The organism is Flavobacterium hercynium, assembly GCF_002217285.1.
Taxonomy (GTDB): Bacteria; Bacteroidota; Bacteroidia; order Flavobacteriales; family Flavobacteriaceae; genus Flavobacterium; species Flavobacterium hercynium.
Genome location: NZ_MUGW01000008.1, coordinates 122,181 through 143,589 on the forward strand (window position 1 = coordinate 122,181; position 21,409 = coordinate 143,589).

23 protein-coding genes are annotated in these 21,409 nt (G+C 35.2%); 4 read left to right on the top strand and 19 right to left on the bottom strand.

All coding sequences use genetic code 11. The features are described 5' to 3' along the window. Positions 1-23: 23 nt before the first annotated feature. Complete coding sequence (locus B0A66_RS03425; RefSeq protein WP_089048451.1) at positions 24-758, bottom strand: metallophosphoesterase family protein; 735 nt, start codon at positions 756-758, stop codon at positions 24-26. A 137-nt stretch (positions 759-895) separates the two neighbouring features. Between B0A66_RS03425 and dinB the strand changes: the two genes are divergently transcribed. Then, complete coding sequence (gene dinB / locus B0A66_RS03430) at positions 896-1,978, top strand: DNA polymerase IV (protein ID WP_089048452.1); 1,083 nt, start codon at positions 896-898, stop codon at positions 1,976-1,978. Positions 1,979-2,081: 103 nt separating this feature from the next. Further along, positions 2,082-2,576, top strand: a complete 495-nt coding sequence (locus tag B0A66_RS03435) for a PAS domain-containing protein (protein WP_089048664.1) — start codon at positions 2,082-2,084, stop codon at positions 2,574-2,576. A gap of 64 nt (positions 2,577-2,640) precedes the next feature. On the opposite strand, the gene B0A66_RS03440 is transcribed toward B0A66_RS03435, so the two are convergent. The 9 genes from B0A66_RS03440 to B0A66_RS03480 form a co-directional block, all read right to left on the bottom strand. Continuing rightward, positions 2,641-4,245, bottom strand: a complete 1,605-nt coding sequence (locus tag B0A66_RS03440) for a fumarate hydratase (RefSeq protein WP_089048453.1) — start codon at positions 4,243-4,245, stop codon at positions 2,641-2,643. Positions 4,246-4,317: 72 nt separating this feature from the next. Further along, on the bottom strand, positions 4,318-5,067 hold the full coding sequence (locus B0A66_RS03445; protein ID WP_089048454.1) for a hypothetical protein: 750 nt from the start codon (positions 5,065-5,067) through the stop codon (positions 4,318-4,320). Positions 5,068-5,071: 4 nt separating this feature from the next. After that, positions 5,072-5,533: an IS200/IS605 family transposase gene (gene tnpA, locus B0A66_RS03450; protein WP_089048455.1), complete on the bottom strand. Its 462-nt coding sequence runs from the start codon at positions 5,531-5,533 to the stop codon at positions 5,072-5,074. A 1,160-nt stretch (positions 5,534-6,693) separates the two neighbouring features. After that, positions 6,694-8,133 carry a nucleoside recognition domain-containing protein gene (locus B0A66_RS03455; RefSeq protein ID WP_089048456.1) on the bottom strand — a complete coding sequence of 480 codons (1,440 nt, stop codon included), beginning with the start codon at positions 8,131-8,133 and terminating at the stop codon, positions 6,694-6,696. Between the two features lie 30 nt (positions 8,134-8,163). Further along, positions 8,164-8,877 carry a 3'-5' exonuclease gene (locus B0A66_RS03460; RefSeq protein ID WP_089048457.1) on the bottom strand — a complete coding sequence of 238 codons (714 nt, stop codon included), beginning with the start codon at positions 8,875-8,877 and terminating at the stop codon, positions 8,164-8,166. A gap of 95 nt (positions 8,878-8,972) precedes the next feature. Continuing rightward, a complete protein-coding gene (locus tag B0A66_RS03465; RefSeq protein WP_089048458.1) occupies positions 8,973-9,449 on the bottom strand; it encodes a methylated-DNA--[protein]-cysteine S-methyltransferase in 477 nt (158 codons plus the stop codon). 26 nt (positions 9,450-9,475) lie between these two features. After that, positions 9,476-10,300, bottom strand: coding sequence for an NAD-dependent epimerase/dehydratase family protein (locus B0A66_RS03470; protein ID WP_089048459.1), 825 nt, complete (start codon positions 10,298-10,300; stop codon positions 9,476-9,478). 70 nt (positions 10,301-10,370) lie between these two features. After that, a complete protein-coding gene (locus B0A66_RS03475; RefSeq protein WP_089048460.1) occupies positions 10,371-10,820 on the bottom strand; it encodes a GNAT family N-acetyltransferase in 450 nt (149 codons plus the stop codon). Beyond that, entirely contained in the window at positions 10,805-11,707 is a 903-nt protein-coding gene (locus tag B0A66_RS03480) for a LysR family transcriptional regulator (RefSeq protein ID WP_089048461.1), read from the bottom strand. The genes B0A66_RS03475 and B0A66_RS03480 overlap by 16 nt, the downstream gene beginning before the upstream one ends. 146 nt (positions 11,708-11,853) lie before the next feature. Here B0A66_RS03480 and B0A66_RS03485 point away from each other — a divergent pair, with 146 nt between their 5' ends. After that, a complete protein-coding gene (locus tag B0A66_RS03485) occupies positions 11,854-12,249 on the top strand; it encodes a rhodanese-like domain-containing protein (protein ID WP_089048462.1) in 396 nt (131 codons plus the stop codon). Positions 12,250-12,307: 58 nt separating this feature from the next. Here the strand turns inward: B0A66_RS03485 and B0A66_RS03490 are convergent, their stop codons facing one another. From B0A66_RS03490 to B0A66_RS03500, 3 genes are read right to left on the bottom strand one after another with little or no spacing between them, the layout of a single operon-like run. Continuing rightward, positions 12,308-14,701, bottom strand: coding sequence for a M28 family peptidase (locus tag B0A66_RS03490; protein ID WP_089048463.1), 2,394 nt, complete (start codon positions 14,699-14,701; stop codon positions 12,308-12,310). Positions 14,702-14,712: 11 nt separating this feature from the next. Continuing rightward, positions 14,713-15,060, bottom strand: coding sequence for a hypothetical protein (locus tag B0A66_RS03495; RefSeq protein ID WP_089048464.1), 348 nt, complete (start codon positions 15,058-15,060; stop codon positions 14,713-14,715). Then, a complete protein-coding gene (locus B0A66_RS03500; protein WP_089048465.1) occupies positions 15,057-16,586 on the bottom strand; it encodes a carbon-nitrogen hydrolase family protein in 1,530 nt (509 codons plus the stop codon). Before B0A66_RS03500 ends, B0A66_RS03495 begins: the two co-directional genes overlap by 4 nt. A 175-nt stretch (positions 16,587-16,761) precedes the next feature. Between B0A66_RS03500 and B0A66_RS03505 the strand changes: the two genes are divergently transcribed. Then, complete coding sequence (locus B0A66_RS03505) at positions 16,762-17,094, top strand: single-stranded DNA-binding protein (RefSeq protein ID WP_089048466.1); 333 nt, start codon at positions 16,762-16,764, stop codon at positions 17,092-17,094. A gap of 284 nt (positions 17,095-17,378) precedes the next feature. Here the strand turns inward: B0A66_RS03505 and B0A66_RS03510 are convergent, their stop codons facing one another. The 6 genes from B0A66_RS03510 to B0A66_RS03535 form a co-directional block, all read right to left on the bottom strand. Beyond that, positions 17,379-18,071 (bottom strand): DUF2461 domain-containing protein, encoded by a 693-nt coding sequence (locus B0A66_RS03510; protein WP_089048467.1) that lies wholly within the window; start codon positions 18,069-18,071, stop codon positions 17,379-17,381. A 96-nt stretch (positions 18,072-18,167) separates the two neighbouring features. Next, positions 18,168-18,353 carry a hypothetical protein gene (locus B0A66_RS03515; RefSeq protein ID WP_089048468.1) on the bottom strand — a complete coding sequence of 62 codons (186 nt, stop codon included), beginning with the start codon at positions 18,351-18,353 and terminating at the stop codon, positions 18,168-18,170. A gap of 80 nt (positions 18,354-18,433) precedes the next feature. Further along, positions 18,434-18,952, bottom strand: a complete 519-nt coding sequence (locus B0A66_RS03520; RefSeq protein WP_089048469.1) for a ferritin — start codon at positions 18,950-18,952, stop codon at positions 18,434-18,436. 138 nt (positions 18,953-19,090) lie between these two features. Continuing rightward, positions 19,091-19,720 carry a chloramphenicol acetyltransferase gene (locus B0A66_RS03525; protein WP_089048470.1) on the bottom strand — a complete coding sequence of 210 codons (630 nt, stop codon included), beginning with the start codon at positions 19,718-19,720 and terminating at the stop codon, positions 19,091-19,093. Next, complete coding sequence (locus B0A66_RS03530) at positions 19,720-20,427, bottom strand: HAD family hydrolase (RefSeq protein ID WP_089048471.1); 708 nt, start codon at positions 20,425-20,427, stop codon at positions 19,720-19,722. Before B0A66_RS03530 ends, B0A66_RS03525 begins: the two co-directional genes overlap by 1 nt. Before the next feature lie 50 nt (positions 20,428-20,477). Then, positions 20,478-21,383, bottom strand: a complete 906-nt coding sequence (locus B0A66_RS03535) for a DMT family transporter (protein WP_089048472.1) — start codon at positions 21,381-21,383, stop codon at positions 20,478-20,480. Positions 21,384-21,409: the final 26 nt, after the last annotated feature.

A 21,409-nucleotide genomic window follows, 5' to 3' on the forward strand; every position in this document is an offset into this window, starting at 1 on the left:
TGTTAAAAATGTAAAAGTAGTGTTTAATTCCTACCTTTTTCGTTTGCATACAATTCGTTTAACGGATCGCTCTGCCAGTATTCTTTTGTGTCAACATCCATAATGGTCAACGGACCTTTGAAAGCCGCGCCAGTATCAACATTCCATACACAAGCTTTATGAACCGGAACAGTCTGACCAATTCTGGTTACCGGAGTATGTCCAATAAAAACTTCTTTGTAAACGGTAAAACGTTTTGGATAGTATAAGTCATCTGGTTTTAAGTTGGGGTCTAAAGCGAGGGCTGACTCCCAAAGTGTTCTGTCCCAATAGAATAATTTTGAAAAAAATTCGTATTGAACACCACTTAAATTCGTATAACCGGCATGCACAAAAAGACGGTTTTGATCATCCAGATAATAATCCTGTAGATTTTGAAAAAATTCAATATGCGCTTTTTTTCTATCACCAGAAATTTTAGAATAACCTTCAACTGTTGGTTGACCGCCATGTTTGAACCATGTTTCCTGATCAAAGTCTTCAAATCTGTCTTGTAACCAATCCAAAGCAAGCTGGTCATGATTGCCTCTAATGCAAATACAGTTTTGTTTCGTTTTTAATTCAATTAAAAAATCAATTACCTCTACAGAATGGCTCCATCCGTCAACATAATCGCCTAAAAATATAAGAGTATCGTTTGTGGTTACTTCGGCTTTTTTCAACACTTGCTCAAGTGCGAGTAATCCGCCGTGTATATCGCCTATAACAAATGTTCGCATTTTATTCTATTTCGTGTCTACTACAAAAATAAAGAAAATGATTTGTTTAAAATCACTAAGTTAAAAATCTTTAAAAGAGATTATATTTATGCTTGTTTAAATCTGATATTCCTGCTTTCCTTTTTTAAATTTGTATCATGTCTGAAACGCCTACATATCGAAAAATAATCCACATAGATATGGATGCTTTTTATGCTTCGGTAGAGCAGATGGATAATCCTGCTTTGCGCGGAAAACCCGTTGCTGTTGGTGGGTCAGAGAATAGAGGAGTCGTTTCTGCGGCAAGTTACGAAGCGCGGAAATTTGGAGTTCGAAGTGCTATTAGCGGTGTTCTTGCCAAAAAGTATTGTCCCGAAATTATTTTTGTGCGACCTCGTTTTGATCGCTACAAAGAAATTTCAGCTAAAATTCACAAAATCTTTCATGATTATACAGATCTGGTCGAACCCCTTTCGCTGGATGAGGCTTATCTTGATGTTACGCAAAACAAAAAAGGAAACCCCAGCGCGAGCCTGCTTGCTCAGGAAATTAGACTGCGTATTTTAAACGAAGTTGGTCTAACGGCATCAGCTGGAATTTCTGTCAATAAGTTTGTAGCTAAAATTGCCAGTGATTTCAATAAACCAAACGGGCAAAAAACAGTAAATCCGGACGAGGTTCTACCTTTTCTGGAAGAATTGCCTATCCGTAAGTTTTATGGTGTTGGAAAAGTCACCACGGAGAAAATGTACCAACTCGGCATTTTTACAGGAGCAGATCTTAAGACTAAATCAATAGAATTTTTGGAAAAGCATTTCGGAAAGTCGGGAAGCTACTATCACAAAGTAGTTCGCGGTATTCATAACAGTGAAGTAAAAGCATCACGCATTACCAAATCTGTTGCAGCAGAACATACTTTTGATGTTAATCTTTCTTCAGAAATTTTTATGCTGGAGCAGCTCGACCGAATAGCCGTTTCTTTAGAAAGAAGGCTAAAAAAACATAACATATCCGGTAAAACCGTTACATTAAAAATCAAGTACAGCGATTTCACCCAACAAACCCGAAGCAAAACTTTGCCTTATTTTATTTCAGATAAAAGCCTGATCCTCGAAACTGTTGAAGAATTATTGTATCAGGAACGCATGAAAGATTCCGTTCGTCTCTTAGGGATTTCGTTAAGTAACTTAAATACAGAAGAAAAAAAAGCAGTTGTAGTACAGTTAAAGTTTGGTTTTTAATGAATCTAAACTATACGTTAAAAAAAGACAATTCATTTTTTGTGCTGGAATTTACTCTACCTTTGAGGAAGAATTATCTATCAATCTATTAATTGTAAGGAAAATGACTAATGCAGAGGAAAATAACAATCGGAATTCAGTTCCAATTTTGTCATGGGATTTTCATTATGAACGAGTTAATGAATTAAAGTCAGCTTTTTCTGATCTTAAGAAAGTGAAGCAAATTTCAACCGAGTTTCATTGGGATGACAAAAGTCTGGATGTTCAGGAGCGGTTAAAGGAGGAAGTTGTAGTTATTACTGATTTAGAGTTAAAAATAGTTTTTGCTTCAACAGGAATAAAAAAAATGACAGGATATACCGAAAATGAAATCTTAGGAAAAACACCAAAGATATTTCAAGGTCCTGATACTTCAGAAACTACTTTAAACGAAATTAGAGAAGCGATTCAATTACAAGTACCTTTTGAAAAAACGGTTAAGAACTATAAAAAAAATGGCAAAGTATACGATTGCAAGATTTGCGGTGTACCGGTATTTAACTTAAAAGGGCAATTGTCTCATTTTATTGCCTTTGAAAAAGAAGAGAAAAGTGCATAGTTATTGATATAAACAAAAAACAAAAACCGCCGTCAGGCGGTTTTTGTTTTTTAAAGCCTAAAGCCTAAAGATTTTCGAAAAAATCATTTCCTTTATCATCGGTAATAATGAAAGCAGGGAAATCTTTAACGGTGATTTTACGAACCGCTTCCATTCCTAATTCTTCAAAATCAACTACTTCTACTTTTAGGATATTATCTTGTGCTAAAATTGCTGCTGGACCTCCAATAGAACCCAAGTAGAATCCGCCATATTTATTACAAGCATCTGTAACTTGTTTCGTGCGGTTTCCTTTTGCCAGCATAATCATACTACCGCCATGTTTTTGAAATTCATCAACATACACATCCATACGACCAGCTGTTGTAGGTCCAAAACTTCCTGAAGCCATTCCTTCCGGAGTTTTTGCAGGACCAGCATAATAAACCGGGTGATTTTTGAAGTATTCCGGCATTGGTTTACCAGCCTCTAATAATTCCTTAATTTTTGCATGTGCAATATCACGGGCTACGATTACAGTTCCGCTTAGTTTTAAACGCGTTTTAATAGGGTATTGCGACAATTTAGCTAACATATCAGCCATTGGCATATCAAGATCAATTTCTACAGGAGCTTCTAAGTGCGGTGCTGTTTCCGGCAAAAATTGTTTTGGATTTACTTCCAGTTGTTCAACAAAGATTCCGTCTTTGGTAATTTTTCCTTTGATGTTTCTATCCGCAGAACAAGAAACCCCTAATCCAACCGGACAAGAAGCCGCGTGACGTGGTAAACGAATCACACGAACGTCATGCGTAAAGTATTTACCGCCAAACTGAGCACCAATTTCACTTTCCTGGCAAATTTGCTGTACACGTTGTTCCCATTCTAAATCACGAAAAGCCTGACCCGCCATATTTCCTGAAGTAGGTAAATTATCGTAATAGCCGGCAGATGCTTTTTTAACAGCACTTAAGTTCGCTTCCGCAGAAGTTCCGCCGATCACTAAAGCCAAGTGATAAGGAGGACAGGCAGAAGTTCCTAAATCTTTGATTTTCGCACGAACAAAAGCATCCATTGATTTTTCATTCAATAATGACTTCGTTTGTTGGTATAAATAGGTTTTATTGGCAGATCCGCCTCCTTTTGCCATAAACAAGAACTCATACGAAGTTCCTTTCTTAGCATAAATATCAATTTGCGCCGGAAGATTCGATCCTGAATTTTTTTCTTCAAACATCGAAATCGGAACAATTTGCGAATAACGTAAATTACGTTTTTGGTATGTATTAAAAATTCCTTTGCTCAACCACTCAGCATCATCAACACCAGTAAAAATGTTTTCCCCTTTTTTCCCCATTACGATTGCCGTTCCGGTATCCTGGCAGCTTGGTAATTGTCCTTCGGCTGCTACAGAAGCATTTTGAAGCAAGTTGTAAGCCACAAAACGATCATTGTCTGTTGCTTCCGGATCATCAAGAATTTTTCTTAGTTTTTGTAAATGTGTCGTTCTAAGCATGAACGAAACATCTGTTAAAGCTTCTTCAGCTAATAATTCTAATCCTTTTGGATCAACGGTAAGAATTTCACGTTCTCCAAATTTTTCTACTTTTACAAAATCAGAAGTAATTTTGCGGTACTGCGTATCATCCTTTAAAATCGGATAAGGATCTTGGTATATAAAATCAATCATTGCTTTGTTTTTTTACAAAGTTAAAGATTATTTACCTAAGAAAGAATTTGAATTAGCTTGCTTTAAAGAAGTTTAATCTTGTTGGTAAAAGGCTGTAGCAGTGGTCTTTTTTTCAAAATAAGGCTTTTCTTTAGCAGAAAGAAGTTTCTTTTTCCATTTATTTCCTTGTAATGAAAATAAAGTAGAATCAGAATATTTTAAAACGCCCGAATCTTCTGTATCATTATCGTCAGGTTCAAGAGACACCGTTTTGCAATAGAACTTCACAGGATCCTTGTCTAAATCATCCGTTATAAACTCTGTCCAGATTCCCCAGCCGCCATCTGACATTGCTTCCCATTCATGCACAAGCTGTAAGTTGTTATTTTTGAGGTAAAATAAATAATTAGAAAAAGTATATCCACAAGCAGGATAACCCGTTTCAATTTTTATGAAAGAAGAATTTTTAGTTGATGAATTGCTCAAGCCCAATGAACCGCCCCATTCTGAGTTCTTTTCATAATATTGAATGGCTACCGTTGAAGATGAAATTTTGGTTTTACCCTTAAAAAAATCCAGCCTGAAAGTTGACGTTACAATGCTGTTCTTATCTGCTTCCTGCTTCATTAAATTCGCAAAAACATGACTGACTACATCATTTTTGTTTTCAGAAATTTTAATGGTATCGATATGTAAGATGCGCTCTTCGGTTCCTTTTTTCTCAACTTCTGCGATTTGTGTATTTTCAGCAATTAAAGTGTTTTTTGTTTGCGTTTTTTTCTGATCCTTTTGACAACTGACGATAGTCAAAACCAGAAAAAGAAAGAGATTTTTTATTTTCATAAAATTACATTAGAGCTTCAAAAGTATATTTTTCTTCGTATTCAATGTTGAATTTATTCAGAAAGTTTAAATATTCATCATTGAAATTTTGTTTTTTGTGATGCTCTTTTTGATTTTCAATGTATTTATAAACATTGTCAAGTTGCGATTGACTATATGAAAATACTCCATAACCGTTTTGCCACGAGAATTTAATTTTTGTTAATTGATTCTCATTAATGTATTTGGAAGATTTTGCTTTTATTGTTTTAGTTAAATCTGAAATAGTAACTGTTGGTTTAAGTGCTAATAAACAATGAATATGATCTTCAACACCACTTATGATGATTGTTTTACAGCCAGTTTCGTTGATTAGATTCCCAATTACGGCAAATAGTTCTGGTCTCCAAGTTTCTTCAAGTAATGCATTTCGATATTGTACTGCGAAAACGATCTGAATATAAATTTGATAATATGTGTTTGCCATGTTGAATGTTTATTTACAAAATAATGAAAACGTATAATTTCAAGACGACATAATTATATAATTTGAAGGTTAAAATGATCTGCTACTACACATTTGATTTTACGTGATTTTTTAAAACAATTGTAAAGAGCCATCGGCTCGAACGATATTGTAGAGCCGGATTTTAATCCGGTCATGTTTATGCGCATTTAAAAAGAGATCGATGGGATGGGTTCATGTTTTGGGTCGATGTTTAGAAATGTAATTATCTCAAAAAATGGATCGTTCCTATGGAACTTTATGTGTGGTGGTCTTTCTATTGACGGATTAAAATCCGTCGCTACAATATGTTTCGTTCCTCTGGAACTTTTGATTTTGCTGTTATGATTTTAAAAACCAATTGAAAAAGAGCCATCGGCTCGACCGATATTGTAGGATCGGATTTTAATCCGGTTATGTTTATGCGCGTTAGAAAAAGAGATCCATAGGATCGGTTCATATTTTGGGTCAATCTTTAGGAATGTGATTATCTCAAAAAATGGATCGTCCCTATGGAATTTTATATGCGTGATGACCTTTTTATTGACGGATTAAAATCCGTCGCTACAATATGTTTCGTTCCTCTGGAACTTTTGATTTTGTTGTTATGATTTTAAAAACCAATTGAAAAAGAGCCATCGGCTCGACCGATATTGTAGGGCCGGATTTTAATCCGGTTATGTTTATGCGGGTTAGAAAAAGAGATCCATAGGATCGGTTCATATTTTGGGTTAATCTTTAGGAATGTGATTATCTCAAAAAATGGATCGTTCCTATGGAACTTTATGTGTGGTGGTCTTTCTATTGACGGATTAAAATCCGTCGCTACAATATGTTTCGTTCCTCTGGAACTTTTGATTTTGTTGTTATGATTTTAAAAACCAATTGAAAAAGAGCCATCGTCTCGACCGATATTGTAGGACCGGATTTTAATCCGGTCATATTTACGTGCATTTAAAAAAGAGATCCATAGGATCGGTTCATGTTTTGGGTCAATCTTAGCAATGTGATTATCTCAAAAAATGAATCGTTCCTATGGAACTTTAGATGTGGTGGTTTTTTTATTGACGGATTAAAATCCGTCGCTACAATATTTTTCGTTCCTCCGGAACTTTTGATTTTTGTTGTTTAATAATTTAAATTTAAAAAAACCACGTCGCTACAAATATTGCTGTAATAACACAAATCAAATCTACTAAAAGCATTGTGCCTAAAGCGTAGCGGGTATTTTTGATATTTACAGAACCAAAGTAAACTGCAATTACATAAAAAGTACTCTCAGCACTACATTGAAAAATACTGCTCAATCTTGCTGTTAAAGAATCAGCGCCAAAAGTATTCATAGAATCGATTAAGAATCCTCGTGATCCTGCTGAGCTAAAAGGGCGAAGCATGGCTACAGGTAAAGCATTTGTAATTTCTTTGCTCACTCCCATATTTGCGAAAACAAATCCGATTCCGTCACTGATAATTTCGAATAAACCGCTGTTTCTGAATAGCGAAATTGCAACCAGCATTCCCAGAACATAAGGGAAAATGGTAACTCCTGTTTTTACACCATTATTAGCTCCAACAACAAAAGTGTCGAAAACAGTAGTTTCCGCCTCTTTGAATTTTTTCTCATGTCGGAATGAAAAGATCAGGGTAAAAACAATGATCGAAAGCAGAATTAATCCGGAAAGGTTAGAAGTGAAGGAGTTTTTACCAATTAAATCTAAATGGTTTACGTACATTAACAAACCAACAATGGCAGCAATTAAAACTATTAAACCAATTAACAGTGAAGCACTTCTAAAATTGATTTTTTGTTTGATTCCCACAATTAAGAAAGCAGCAATTGTACCAATGAATGACGTAATGATGCACGGCAACATGACATCGGCCGGATTACTTGCATTTGCGGCAGCACGATATCCGATAATAGAAGTAGCGATTAGTGTTAATCCTGAAGCATGCAGGCACATAAACATAATTTGTGCATCGCTCGCTTTATCTTTTTCGGGGTTTATTTCCTGTAAACTTTCCATTGCTTTCAATCCAAAAGGTGTCGCAGCGGAATCTAATCCTAAGAAATTGGCAGCAAAGTTTAAAGTCATGTATGAAATCGAAGGGTGATTTTGAGGAATACTCGGAAATACTTTTACAAAAACAGGACTTAATCCTTTTGCTAATTTTCCGGAAGCTCCGGAAACGATAAGCAATTCCATTAATCCGCAGAAAAAAGCTAAGTAGGCGATAAGCGGCAGAATTAAATCTACCAGAGTGCTTTTACAGGTTGGTAATAAACCATCTGATTTTTGAAGACCGCTGTAAATTTTTACGGTTTTGTTTTTATATACATAAGTCGTGTCCGCATTTAGCGTGTCACGATTGATAATCATAGTTTGGTTTGGCGCTTTTTTAATGCTGTCTTTAATGAAAGACGGTAATTGTTCGGTATACTTTTCAGCGACTAAAATTGGGTCGTCTTTTTTTCCATTCAAAACAGAATCAATTGTATACGTGTTAGCCGTAAATAAACTGACTACAATAAAGACAATCGAAGAAATAAAAATCGTTAACCAAAATCTGCTCAATACCATAATTGTAATTTTTTGTAAATGTAATTATTTTTAGACATGAATAATCTCATCGTCAATCAATAAATCTTCCCGACGCAAACGAAGAAAAATCTGTGCGACGGCAATTGTATCTTTTTCACAGTATGTTACGATCCTGTCAATGTCTTTTTCTACATAAAAAACGTGGGCAACCTGACTTCCGTCTATATCGCCCTTTGGAGAAGGAACTCCGAGGATTTTGGTTAGTAATTTTAACGATGTAAAATGTTTGTAATCACCAAACTTCCATAATTCTAAAGTATCTAAATGTGGAATCTCCCAAGGTTTTTTGCCAAATAAATTCAGTTTATCAGGAATTGGCATTTGATTGATAATCATTCGGCGTGCGATAAACGGAATATCAAACTCTTTTGAATTATGACCACACATGATATGTTGCGGCTTGTTGAAATGATTGCCAATCAAATTAGAAAAGTCTTTAAGAATTGTCTTTTCTTCTCCAAAAAAGGAAGTGACTCTGAAATTTCTAATATCTCCCTTGATCGTAAAATAGCCAACCGAAATACAAATGATCTTTCCAAATTCAGCCCAAATCCCCGCACGTTCGTAAAACTCTTCCGGAGTAAAATCCTCTTTTCGTTGGTATTGCGTTTTAAGATCCCACAACGATTGCATTTCAGCGTCAAGCGAATTGAAGTTTTCTTCTTCGGGAACAGTTTCGATATCGAGAAAAAGGATATTGTTAAGGTTTACTTTTTCGATCATTATTTTAGGCGTATTTTATTTTAGCTATTTTGGCTTTAAGTTGAAAGTACAATTTAGTTTTTAATTCGGAAATGAGTTGCATTTTCAAGCTTAAATCAGAATAAACTTTGTTGTGTGGTTGGATTTTCGTGTTCCAGTAACCATTTTTTTCTCGATAAACCTCCAGCATAACCGGTTAGAGATCCATTGGTACCGATAACGCGATGACAGGGAACAACAATCCATAACGGATTTTTACCATTTGCAGATGCTACCGCACGAATTGCTTTTACATCTCCCAATTTTTTAGTCTGATCCATGTAACTAACTGTTTTTCCGTACGGAATTTCTAATAATGATTTCCATACTTTCTGCTGAAATTCAGTTCCTTGAGGATTCAGTTTAAGATCGAAATCAGTTCTTTTGCCTTCAAAATATTCATTTAACTGCAACACAGCTTTTTGTAAAACATCGGGAATGTCTTTTGAAACTTCATTTATTCCAACATCTGAAACTGAAATTACCGAGATACCATTTTCGTCTCCTGTGATTTTGGTGATTCCCAAAGGTGAATTTATGTAAGCTGTTTCCATGATTATAATTTGAAGATGTTCTGGTTTTAATACAGTTCCAGATGAAATTGATAATTTAGATCTTTTTCAATTTTACTGCTTGAAATCACCTTTTTAATATTCGATTTTATATTGCTAAAAACAGGAACTTCTAAACCACGTTCTTTTGCTTTTTGCGTATAATATTCTGCTCTGCTGGGATGGAAAGGTGCTGCGGCATTAAAAACTTCGTTCCATTTTGCCTTTTTTATGATTGCTTCAATAATGGCGATGCAATCTTGCTGGTGAATTAGATTTACCGGTGCGTCCGGGTTTTCAAGATTTTCTTTTCCGGCAAGAAATTTTACAGGATGTCGATCTTCACCAATTAATCCGCTGAAACGTAAAATGGTGGTTTCAAAATGCTCATTTTCCTGAAGAATCTTTTCAACTATAGTTAATTGTTTACCGCTTTCGGTATCAGGATTCGGAATCGTTTCTTCTGTGATTAATCCGTTTTCATCACCATACACCGAAGTTGAACTCACAAACAGCACTTTCTTAATGGTAGATTTCTCGATAAAAGGAATTAGGTTTTTAATTTTATTGACGAAAACCATTTCATTTGTAGACGAAGAAGTAGAGTTAGCAGCTCTTAATTTTGGAGGAATGTCGATAATTAGAATTTCGCTTTTATCTAAAAATGTTTCAATCGCATCTGAAATACTTTCGCTTTCAAGCGCAACCAAAAATGAATGTATTCCTGCATCTTCTAAAATTGAAAGTTTGTCCTGCGTAGTTGTTGATCCGTTTATGGAGAATCCTTTTTCGATTAATGTTTTTGCTAAAGGAAAACCCAGCCAGCCACATCCTAAAATACTTATTTGTGTCATTTTTTTGAATTATAACTTGTATATTTATAATGCAACATTATTGCGTTATTTGCTTAAAGCCCCGTAAATGCTACAAATCTAGTGTAAATCGAACTTTATCTTTGCCTGTTGCACCAATTCTTTTGTAAAACTTAATCGCTCTTTCGTTGAACTGTGGTGTTTGCCATTGTATGTTGACGCAGTTGTGCTCTGTGCCAATTTTTTTTAATTTTTGAAGAAGTACGTCGCCAATTCCAAAACTTCTGGCTTCCTCTTCTAAGAATAAACAATCCATGTACATAAAAGTTGCGGCATCCCAAGTGGAGTAATCAAAAGTATACGATACGTAACCTACGATTGTTTCGTTTGCGGCAACAACCAGACAAAACAATTTTGGTTGTGAACTAAATAAAGCTTTTTTTAATGCTTCTTCTTTTCCTGTTGGGGAAAAAGATGCTTTCTCAAATTCGGCATGCTTTTGACAGAGAATAACTAATTTTGGAAGGTCTGAAACTTCGCAACTTCTTATTGAATATTCCATTGAAGGTTGATTTCGTTTTGTAAAAAAGTAATAAATTGATAAAAGTAGTCGGGATACTGTTCTTTTTCCCGAATGGCAATAAAATGTTTTCTTTTAAGTCCGTTCTTTCCAATTTTAATGGCTTTTATTGGATTGTGATTTAAGTGTGGCTGCAACGCCCATTTTGCCATTGACATAATGCCCATATCTGCTTTTACCATTTCAAGTGATGCTTCGGTTAATGGTAAAGGTGTAATTTTCTTAGGTGTTACTTTTGCCGGGCCTAAAAAGAATTGATGAACCGTTACCGTTTCCATTGGCAAAGAATGAATTAAAAGATGCTCGTTGATAAAATCTTCTGCAACGACATATTTTTTGTTAGCCCAAGAATGATTTTCAGAAACCACCATGACAACTTCATCCTGAAAAAGTTCAATGTACTTAATCTTCTGATCTTTGATCGGATCGCTAATTATGGCAATGTCGATTGCGTTTTCTATTAATTTCTGCAATGGAACATGTGTTGCTTCGGTAACGATTTTTAAATCTACATTGGGATATAGAAGATGAAACTGTTTTAAAACCGATGGTAACCAGTGATAACTGGAGAAACACTCTGTACTAATTCTTATTTCACCATGTTCACCATAAACCATTTGTTTAATCTGTGATTCGGTTTGGGAAAGTTTATCCAGAATTTCATTGGCGAGTTCGTAAATTTTTTCACCAGCTTTGGTTAGCACCAGTTTCTTATTTGTTCTTAAAAATATGGGTGTTCCTAGTTGATATTCAGCTTCTTTTAGCTGGTGACTTAAAGCAGATTGTGTAAGGTGCAATTTGTCAATCGCTTTGGTAATACTTCCTTCTTCGACAATTGCTTTTATTAATCGTAAATGACGTATTTCCATTTTCTAAGAGTTAGTGATACAAAGGAACAAAATTTTAGATGGTTTTTGTATGAAAAAAAGTAATCAATTTCATGAATTGTTTTCGTTTTTATGGGAAGTTGTGTTAGTATAAGTTTGTAAAACGAATTAGTAAAATTATAATTAAGATGGAAGATCAGATTAAACATTATGAAAACAAATTGGCATACGAAATGGATCCTTCGGATTTATTTGAAGCTTTAAGCAACGGAGAAAATATTGTTGTTCTGGATGCCCGAAAAGATTTTGGATATGAAGCAGAACATATTCCGACAGCTATCAATATTCCGCATCGCGAAATGACCGTAGAAAGTACGCAACATTTAGACAAAAATGTTTTGTATGTAACCTATTGCGATGGTATTGGTTGTAATGCTTCGACAAAAGGTGCTTTGAATATGACGCGATTGGGTTTTAAAGTAAAAGAATTGATCGGCGGAATAGAATGGTGGAAGCAGGATGGTTATGCAACCGAAGGCAAAAACGATCCTAAACCCGGTTTGAAAATTGAATGTGCATGTTAATTAGAAAAAGGCAAACTTATTTAGGTTTGCCTTTTTGTTTATGTAGAAATGTAGTTTTTTATTCCGGTTTAGCAATTGGTTTTAAACTGTCTTTTGCAATAGCAGTGCTGTCTTTTGGAATGGTAGGAGCAATGACAGAATTAAGTATTCTTGTTTGCTTGCTAATTTTTTGCTGAATAAGTACGGCATCATTCAATACAAAAGGTGTCGGCATCATCCAGTCTTGTCTAGGCTTAACGTTTAGCAACGGATTCGTCATTAAATCAAAGGAGCTTTCGATTAAGTCCATATCAAAAACGGAAGTCTTTGGAATATAGAATTCTAAAACAAGTGGCTGATTGGCTACGACGTAGTAACAAAGTATTTTTTGATCATCGCGAATTAAACGATTTCCTTTTTGTCCTGAAGCCGATACTCCATTTGCTTTAAAATTATAGAAATTCATTTTTGGATGTGCATAAATATCGTAACGGTTTACCTTACGGTTTGGTGTGATTTGTATTTTCAAATGCCTGTTGTTGCCAATTACGCTGTCTTTTACAAAAGTAACAGTAGGTTTGTGCAAATTGAATTTTGGTGCTATAGCGCTATAACTAAACGCTGTATTGTATTTACTCGAAATAGGAAGACTGTTAAGTCCAACGGCTTTTTGATTTGTTTCTCCTAAATACGATTTGGTCCAATCATCTAAATTGGTATCATAAGACGTCCATACGGCAACATCGGTATCAGCATTATAAACATAAAGCAAACTGTTTGATTTTGCTTTTCCTGCTTCGTAACCGGAATTAATACCTGCGTAAACAAAGAATCCTATTGAGATTAGAAAAAACAACATTGTCCAAATGCCTTTTCTGGCAAATACACCAAAAACAGGAAGTAATAATCCGAATAGTAAAACGGTAAGTACGGCACTTCCGTACAGTATTTTTAAACCTAAACCAATTGGAAACATCACGATAAAAGGTGCAACAATGGCTAAGGCAGGAATACTGAACAGTAAATTCAATCCAACACTGTAATGTTGTGTGATGACAAAAATGGCAAATAGAAAAACTCCGAAATACACCGGAATAATCAGGAATCCGGCACCAGCCAGGCTATTCGCAAGAAAAGCATTAATGATAATCCATAACAACAAAGGTGCTACGTAGTGATTCATCGTAATTTTTGCATCAGAAAAATGGTGGTAGAAAGCAAAACAAATGGCGATGCTTAGTGTTACAAAGGCACCAATGTAGGCATGACCATTATAGGTAAATCCGTTTAAAAGGTCTGAATATTGTGGATAAGCCTCCAGTAAAATGTTCCAGCCTAATAAAGTAACCAAACCAGAGATAAGAAGAGAACCCAATAAAGGAACAAATCCTCTGAACATTTCTCTAAAAGTGATTAGAAGTTTTACTTTTCCAATAAAAATGAAAAGAACTAATAGCCCTAAAGCAATTAGTGTCATAGGGAAAACCCATGTAAAAGGATAGTTAATGAAACCAAACGGCACATTAAAATAAACATTATCTTCTGTGATCTCAGTAGCATTTAAATCGACATTGGAGAAATATTTCAATAATGGCATTAAATAACTTCCCTGGTGCGTAAGAGTTGTTTTGTTTAAATGCTGTACATCATCTTGTTGCGTGTGATAATTGTAATGTCCGTCGATAAAGGCAAAGTTGAATCCCTGAATATTTCCCTGCTCTCTAAAAACGGTCAGATCAGTATCGTTGGGAAGCATTTTGTAAATGCTGTACATCAAAGAGTTGGATACCGGATATTTAACTTTTGCTTTTGCGAATTCTTTTACGAGTGCCTGATTTCCCTTGTTCGTTTCCATTAGCATATAGCTTGGCCCGGCAGAACCTCTGGCTTCAAAATTTAAAACCAGCCCCACGTCTTTTGCCCACGGATGCTTATTCACAAAAAGTGCAGCACCGTTTAAACCCAGTTCTTCGGCATCAGAAAAAAGAATGATGATATCATTTTTGTGTGGTTGTCTTCCGTACAAGAAAGCACGAATACCTTCTAATATCGTTGCTACGCCCGATGCATCATCGCTTGCTCCTTTAGAAAAAGAATGTGGTGCGCTGTCATAATGAGACAGTAATAAAAGCGCCTTTGAATTGTCAGTTCCTTTTATACGAGCCAGAATGTTTTTTGATTTTACTAAAAGACCTCTGTCGTTTAAGGTAAAACCTTCTTGTATACTTGTTTCTAAACCAATTCGGTTAAGTTCCAGTTTAAGATAATTGGCTACTAATTCGTGATTAGTAGAACCGACATAATGTGGTTTTTGAGCTATGATTTTAACTTGATTTAAAGCCCGTTCCGTAGAAAATTCAGCAAGAGCATCTTCTTTTTTAGAAACCCATTGAGGCATCATTGTGGCGTATATAACAGCCAGAATTGCTAAAACACCTAGAAAGGCAAGTATGGAAGTTGGATTTTTTCTCATAGGTCTATATACTAAATTTCTTTTTTAACAAGCATAAAAAAATCATTTTCTAAAGCGCGATATCCTTGATCGTACAGGAAATAGTAAGTATTGCCTGTTTTGGTCTGCAAAATATTGGTAAAATAATCAAAATCAAAACCTTTATTCAACATTTTATCTCTCGTAGCCTTTGATTTTCCTTCTGGGTTTAGCTCAGACAAAATACGGTAATTTTTGCGTAACTTATTATTCACATTACGCATAAAATTATTGCTGTCCTTATTTATTTTATTGTTGTATGCATTGCGACAACTGTCTGAGCAAAATTTCTTGTCTTCACGACCTACTAATTTTTCAGAACATTCGAGACAGGTTTTCATTGCTCAATTTTTTTAATTTCGTATAAGTCATGTCTTCTGTCTTTTAAGATTCGCACACTTCCATGCTCATGAAGCTGTTTTAGTAAATTCAGATCGACATCTACAATCAATGTCATTTCGGTATTTGGAGTAGCTTCTGCTTTTATTCCGTTACTTGGAAAAGCAAAATCAGAAGGTGTAAACACAGAAGCCTGTGCATATTGAATGTCCATGTTGTTTACCTTTGGCAAGTTACCCACACATCCTGCAATGGCAACATAACATTCGTTTTCGATGGCACGAGCCTGCGAGCAATGTTTTACACGGGTATACGCATTTTGAGTATCGGTTAAAAATGGAACAAATAATATGTTCATTCCTTCATTTGCCATAATTCTGGACAATTCAGGAAACTCGACATCATAACAAATTAGAATTCCAATTTTACCGCAATCCGTATCAAAAGTTTTAAATTGAGAGCCGCCTTTCATTCCCCAATGTTGTACTTCGTTGGGTGTTACGTGAATTTTGGTATACATTTCAGAGGTTCCGTCTCTTTTGCATAAGAAACCAACATTGTATAAGTTTCCATTATCAAGGTAAGGCATACTTCCGGTAATGATATTGATGTTGTATGAAATGGCAAATTCCTGAAAACGCTTTCTAATAGGATCAGAATAACGAGCCAGTTCACGAATAGCTTCTGCCTCAGACAAATGATTGTAATCTGCCATCAACGGAGCAATAAAAAGTTCAGGGAATAGTGCAAAGTCGGCACCATAACCGGAAACAACATCAATAAAGAATTCTGATTGCTCAAAAAACTCTTCGACATTATTGAGCTGACGCATTTGCCATTGAATTAATCCTAGACGTATAACGCTTTTTTCAAGGTTAATTAATTTGGGACTTTCATCATAATACACATTGTTCCATTCTAAGAGAACAGCAAATTCTTTAGATTCTTCATCACCTTCCAGATAGTTTTTGATGATTCGTAACACGTGAAAATCATTGCTTAGCTGAAAAGAAAGCACAGGATCGTGTAACTCTTTATGCTTTACTTTGTCGATGTATGTTTTTGGCGTGATTTTTTTTGCGTGCTGTCCGTAGTTTGGAATTCTTCCTGCAAAAACAATTGCTTTTAGATTCAATTGCTCGCAAAGTTCTTTTCGGGCATCATACAAACGACGTCCTAAACGCAAACCTCGGTAATGCGGATGAATAAAAACGTCGATTCCGTATAAAATTTCTCCGTTTGGATTGTGCGTTGAAAAAGAATAATCGCCAATGATTTGTTTGTAGTTGTGTCGTTTGTCTACCAGTTTTTCGTCGACAATCAGCGATAATGCTGATCCCACAACTATTCCATCTACCAGAATAACCAATTGTCCTTCGGGAAATATAGAAAGTAGTTTTTTGATGTCATTTGCTCTCCAATACGAATTGGCCATTTCCGGATAGGATTCGACCATGGAGTTTTTTAATTGCTTGTAGTCGTCGAATAGTAAATTTCGTAATTCGACTTTGTTTATTTGTGCCTGCATGTAGTAAGATTTCTGTTAAATGTACATAAAAAAAATTCCATTTACAAACGCTTACAAATAATTACAACCGAAAGTAAATAATTTGCAACCGATTATGCCAAGTAAAGCAGCGCATCTTTGCACTATCGAATTTGATAAACGAATTCATTATACGAACATTTAATTATTATACGCCATGAATGCAATGAAAAACAGAGTACAGTTAATTGGTAACGTTGGAAACGATCCGGAAGTAAGAACTTTAGAAAGCGGAACAAAATTAGCGCATCTTACAATCGCAACAAATGAAAGGTACACGAATGACAAAGGAGAGAAAGTAGAACAAACAGAATGGCATCGTGTAACAGCCTGGGGAAAAACGGCTGACATTATCGAGAGGTTCGTTACCAGAGGAAAAGAAGTTGCGATACAAGGAAAGCTGACGCACAGAAGTTATGATGACAAAAACGGTGAAAAGAAATACATTACAGAGGTTGTGGTCAATGAGATTCTGTTACTAGGAAACTAATGTAGGGCCGGAATTTATTCTGGTCTTTAGCAAGAGTAGTTTAAAAAAGATCCATAGGATCGACCGATATTGTGTTAGTTTCTAAAAAAATGGATCGTTCCTATGGAACTTTAATTCTGAACGTATCTATTCAACGGATTAAAATCCGTTGCTACAAAATGAATCGTTCCTATGGAACTTCAATAACAGTGCTTGTCTAATAATCAGATTAACTTGCAATTTCAATTAATTACACTCAAATAACCCGATCGCTTGTCCGATCGGGTTATTTTATTTTGGTACGATTATAAAACAGAACCACCATTACTATCTGTTGAGAGTATTTCGCTCATATAGTCGAAAAAAGGTCTCATGTTGATGCAGGTCTGTAGTGCCTGTGCTAAAAAATTAGTGCTCAGTACGTCCTTGTCGCTAAAACGTTTGATGATCAAAAATTGTTTGAAACGCAATAAATCGATAGCTTCATGATCTTTGTCAAAACCTTTTGGTGCTGTCTTAAGTTGTTCGCCCTGAAGTGCACCAAATGTTTCCACAAATGATTTAGACTGCAGTATTTCCTCCATTGGTTTAGCATCACGAGCAAATTCAGTTCGGATTCGTTTTAGATCCTGCGCATTTGGACCCCAAAAACCACCGGCGAAAAAACTGTTTCCCTGTTCTAAATGAAAATAATAACCACCACGTCTTGCACTGGTTGCACGGGTAAAGCTGCCTCCCCAAAAAGTTTTAAAAGGAGTTTTGTCTTTAGAAAACCGAATATCACGATAAATTCGGTAAACGCTCTTTTTGCCCGAAGCTGTTTCCAGAACATCGGTTTTAGAAAGTTCCTCTAGCAAAGCTCCGGCAAAGGATTCGATGTGGCTCAATTCCTCTAAGTAGGTGGATTTGTTTTCATCAAACCAAGGTTTATTATTGTTCTCTTTGAGTTCGCGTAAAAAATCAAGACTTGATTTAGGTATGGTAACTTGGTTTTTCATAATTAGATTTTTGCTCTTTTAAAATTAAAAATAAGATTAAAAGAAGCTATTAAACTAAAAACCCACCAAAATTCATTGGTGGGTTTTGATATATCTCTAAGCAGTTTTCTTTATTAAGTCAAACATAGGACAGCGGGAGCAACGTTTCTTCTCGCTTTTTTTGAATTTTTCGCAACAAGAAGATTTGCAGTTTTCCAACTTCTTTATTTTGTCAAGGATATCTTTGTTCTTCTTTTTCTTTTTATCCTTTTTCTTGTCCTTATCTTTTTCTTTCTTGCTCAATTTGCATCTGTATTAAAAACAGAGACAAATATAAAAGAATAAAGTTATTTTTATGTATTCTAAATAAAATTTAACTTTTTTTATTTTGGGTTAATAGCAATTGAACTTGTAACGGTTAGTTGCTGAATATCACGGTCAAATAAATAAAGTCCACCTTTGTCATCACCAATTAAGTTGATTTTATCTAAGATAGATTTTGCTGTAGCTTCTTCTTCAATTTGTTCTGCTACGTACCATTGTAAGAAATTATGAGTAGCATAATCTTTTTCAGAAAAAGTAATATGTACTAATTCATTGATAGATTCTGAAACAAAAATTTCGTGGTTGTAAAGAGCTTCAAACATTTCTTTGAATGTTGTGTAAGAAGTTTTTGGCGCTTTAAGATCTGTAACTTGTGCATGTCCGCCACGTTCGTTAATATACTTAACTAGTTTTAGCATGTGTGCACGTTCTTCGTCAGATTGTGTGTACATAAACTGAGCGATTCCTTCTAATCCGTGTACTTCAGCCCAACATGCCATTGCAAGGTAAGTTTGTGAAGACTCTGCCTCGATACGGATTTGTTTGTTAAGAGCTGATTCTATATTTTTTGATAGCATAATTATTAGTTTTTTGTAAAGTTAAAAAAAATTAAGCAATTAAGGTCTTCCACAATTGCCAGGACAACAATTCAGATTCAGACTAAATACAATAAGCTTGTAAAGTTAGCTGTAAATCAATTATTTAATGATGTTGTGTTACTTATTCATAAGCTCCTGAAAGCAATCGACAAATTTTCCCAGATGCAAACCGTCCATTAATCCATGATGAACGTGAACTGACATTGGAATTGTTTTTTTTCCGGTTTCTGAGGTCGTCATTTTTCCGAAAGAAATTTTAGGGCAGCTGTCTGGAAAAGTATAACTTCTTGCGTGAGACAGCGAAGTGAAATTAAGCCACGGAATTGCCGAAAAATGGATCAGATTGTCTGCATCAAATGTTCTGGTAAAAAGTCCGCTTGTATTTTGAATGCGTTCTGTTTCTGCTAAGACTATTTTTTCAAAGGTTTTAAAATCAGGATTGTATTCCATTAATGAAAAACCGAAAGTCTCGTCTTTACGTCCTATAGTTGCCGAAGCATCAATACGATCGTAAATATATATCTGACCGTCAGCGATTCGGTATCTAAAATTTTCAATTGCATTTACCGCCTGCAATGTTGTGTGCAGGTAATAAATAAAAAATGATGTGTTTTGCTCTTTGGCTTTTTGGTACGCTTTTGTACAGTCAATTTCTACTGTGGCGCCAAAGAAAGGCTCTTCCATTTTGCTGAAATGCAGAAAGTGTTCTTTTCTGTTCCAGTTTTCCAGATCTAAAAGTGTTTTCATTATAGTAAGTTGTTCACGACTTCGGTGATTTTTTCGAATGCACTAAAATGTTCGTGTTCTATTTTGTAATTAATTTTTTCGTGTTCCCAAGTGGTGTGAAACGGAATATGAACAGCGTAACTTCCAATTCCCAAAACTGGTAAAACATCAGATTTTAAAGAATTTCCGATCATCAAAAATTCATGTGGTTCAATATCCAGACGACCTAATAATTTTTTATAATCGATTTCTTGTTTGTCTGACATTACTTCGATATGGTGAAAGTAATCGCCCAAACCGGAACGGTGCAATTTACTGTGCTGATCTTTCAGATCTCCTTTTGTAGCCACAACTAGTTTGTATTTCCCTTGTAATGCCTGAAGTGTTTCTTCCACACCGTCAAGAAGTTCGATTGGTTTTTCCAGTAATTCTTTTCCGTATTGAATGATCTTTGCGATTACTTCAACAGGAATTGTATTGTTCGAAATGTTCATTGCGGCTTCGATCATCGATAAGATGTAACCTTTAATCCCGTAACCGTACAAGTATAAGTTGTCGATTTCGATTTTGAATAGTTCTTGCGAAATACCCTGATGCGAAAGGTAATCTTCCATCAAAGCACAAAATTTGTGTTCCGTTTCCTGAAAGTAAGGCTCATTGACAAATAGTGTATCATCAGCATCAAATGCGATTACTTTTAGATTTGGTATTTTGCTTTTATGTAACATAGTTTTTTTGTTTCAAGTTTCAAGTTTCAAGTTTCAGGTTTTGGAATGGCTTAAAGTTGAGTTTGGTTTTTTTGCTTTGAAAACAAGTTTTTAAGGGATATTGTTTTGTCGTAAAATGTAATTCTAATTCCCAAAAGCAGAATGATGCCGCCAAAAACCATTTGTAAAGTTATTTTTTCTTCTAAAAATAACCAAGCTAATATCGATGTAATTACAGCCTGACTCAATAAACTAAGCGAAACCCTGGTGGCGCGCATGTGTTTTGTAGCATAACTTATAGAAAGCCATGCGCACAATTGGCAAATTACCGCTTGAAGCAACAATACAAACCATCCGTTGTTGGAAAATCCTGTAAAAGATTCGTCGAGACAATAACAAAGAATACCCAAATAAATACTTGACGCCATTAAACTGATGGTCATAAAGGATAAAACGTCTACTTCTGAAAGAACATTTTTACTAATCAGGAGATAAACAGAATATAATAATCCGGACAAAACCGCAAATAGAAAAGCGTGATCAAAATTGAGTTCGATAAAAAAACTAAAACCAACCAAAGTGATCATTCCGATTAAGGAAACTACAGTTCCAATCCAGAAGTTGGTTGCGGGTTTTATTTTTAAAACAAAAAAAGAACCAATTCCAACCCAAACAGGTGATAGATTTGTCAGCAACGAAGCTTGTGTGGCGCTCGAATCCTGAATGGCGATATTCCAAACGGCAACATCAGAAGCAAATATGATTCCGCATAGCGCTGCCAAAATTAGAAATTTAGTATTCGGAAGTTTAAAATTTCCAGTAATCAGTACATAAGGTAAAAGTAACGTTACCGCAAATGCCATGCGATAAAATGCCGAAATTAATCCGGGTGTGAGTTTAAGTTTTACCAATATTGGGAAAATCGAAATGCAGAGTATTCCACATACAAGCGCTAATCGTGGTTTGGTGATTTTCATGTTCTGTTAATTAGATATTTATGTCT

What these genes read in the sequence shown, in the direction of transcription:
- B0A66_RS03500 (WP_089048465.1), bottom strand. Translation starts at nt 16,586, where the DNA reads ATGCAGGCACAAATAAACAAAGTCGAATTACGAAATTTACTATTCGAC.
- B0A66_RS03510 (WP_089048467.1), bottom strand. Translation starts at nt 18,071, where the DNA reads ATGAAAAACCAAGTTACCATACCTAAATCAAGTCTTGATTTTTTACGC.
- B0A66_RS03505 (WP_089048466.1), top strand. Translation starts at nt 16,762, where the DNA reads ATGAATGCAATGAAAAACAGAGTACAGTTAATTGGTAACGTTGGAAAC.
- B0A66_RS03535 (WP_089048472.1), bottom strand. Translation starts at nt 21,383, where the DNA reads ATGAAAATCACCAAACCACGATTAGCGCTTGTATGTGGAATACTCTGC.
- B0A66_RS03480 (WP_089048461.1), bottom strand. Translation starts at nt 11,707, where the DNA reads ATGGAAATACGTCATTTACGATTAATAAAAGCAATTGTCGAAGAAGGA.
- B0A66_RS03490 (WP_089048463.1), bottom strand. Translation starts at nt 14,701, where the DNA reads ATGAGAAAAAATCCAACTTCCATACTTGCCTTTCTAGGTGTTTTAGCA.
- B0A66_RS03445 (WP_089048454.1), bottom strand. Translation starts at nt 5,067, where the DNA reads ATGAAAATAAAAAATCTCTTTCTTTTTCTGGTTTTGACTATCGTCAGT.
- B0A66_RS03495 (WP_089048464.1), bottom strand. Translation starts at nt 15,060, where the DNA reads ATGAAAACCTGTCTCGAATGTTCTGAAAAATTAGTAGGTCGTGAAGAC.
- B0A66_RS03520 (WP_089048469.1), bottom strand. Translation starts at nt 18,952, where the DNA reads ATGCTATCAAAAAATATAGAATCAGCTCTTAACAAACAAATCCGTATC.
- B0A66_RS03425 (WP_089048451.1), bottom strand. Translation starts at nt 758, where the DNA reads ATGCGAACATTTGTTATAGGCGATATACACGGCGGATTACTCGCACTT.
- B0A66_RS03525 (WP_089048470.1), bottom strand. Translation starts at nt 19,720, where the DNA reads ATGAAAACACTTTTAGATCTGGAAAACTGGAACAGAAAAGAACACTTT.
- dinB (WP_089048452.1), top strand. Translation starts at nt 896, where the DNA reads ATGTCTGAAACGCCTACATATCGAAAAATAATCCACATAGATATGGAT.
- tnpA (WP_089048455.1), bottom strand. Translation starts at nt 5,533, where the DNA reads ATGGCAAACACATATTATCAAATTTATATTCAGATCGTTTTCGCAGTA.
- B0A66_RS03465 (WP_089048458.1), bottom strand. Translation starts at nt 9,449, where the DNA reads ATGGAAACAGCTTACATAAATTCACCTTTGGGAATCACCAAAATCACA.
- B0A66_RS03530 (WP_089048471.1), bottom strand. Translation starts at nt 20,427, where the DNA reads ATGTTACATAAAAGCAAAATACCAAATCTAAAAGTAATCGCATTTGAT.
- B0A66_RS03455 (WP_089048456.1), bottom strand. Translation starts at nt 8,133, where the DNA reads ATGGTATTGAGCAGATTTTGGTTAACGATTTTTATTTCTTCGATTGTC.
- B0A66_RS03435 (WP_089048664.1), top strand. Translation starts at nt 2,082, where the DNA reads ATGACTAATGCAGAGGAAAATAACAATCGGAATTCAGTTCCAATTTTG.
- B0A66_RS03440 (WP_089048453.1), bottom strand. Translation starts at nt 4,245, where the DNA reads ATGATTGATTTTATATACCAAGATCCTTATCCGATTTTAAAGGATGAT.
- B0A66_RS03475 (WP_089048460.1), bottom strand. Translation starts at nt 10,820, where the DNA reads ATGGAATATTCAATAAGAAGTTGCGAAGTTTCAGACCTTCCAAAATTA.
- B0A66_RS03470 (WP_089048459.1), bottom strand. Translation starts at nt 10,300, where the DNA reads ATGACACAAATAAGTATTTTAGGATGTGGCTGGCTGGGTTTTCCTTTA.
- B0A66_RS03485 (WP_089048462.1), top strand. Translation starts at nt 11,854, where the DNA reads ATGGAAGATCAGATTAAACATTATGAAAACAAATTGGCATACGAAATG.
- B0A66_RS03460 (WP_089048457.1), bottom strand. Translation starts at nt 8,877, where the DNA reads ATGATCGAAAAAGTAAACCTTAACAATATCCTTTTTCTCGATATCGAA.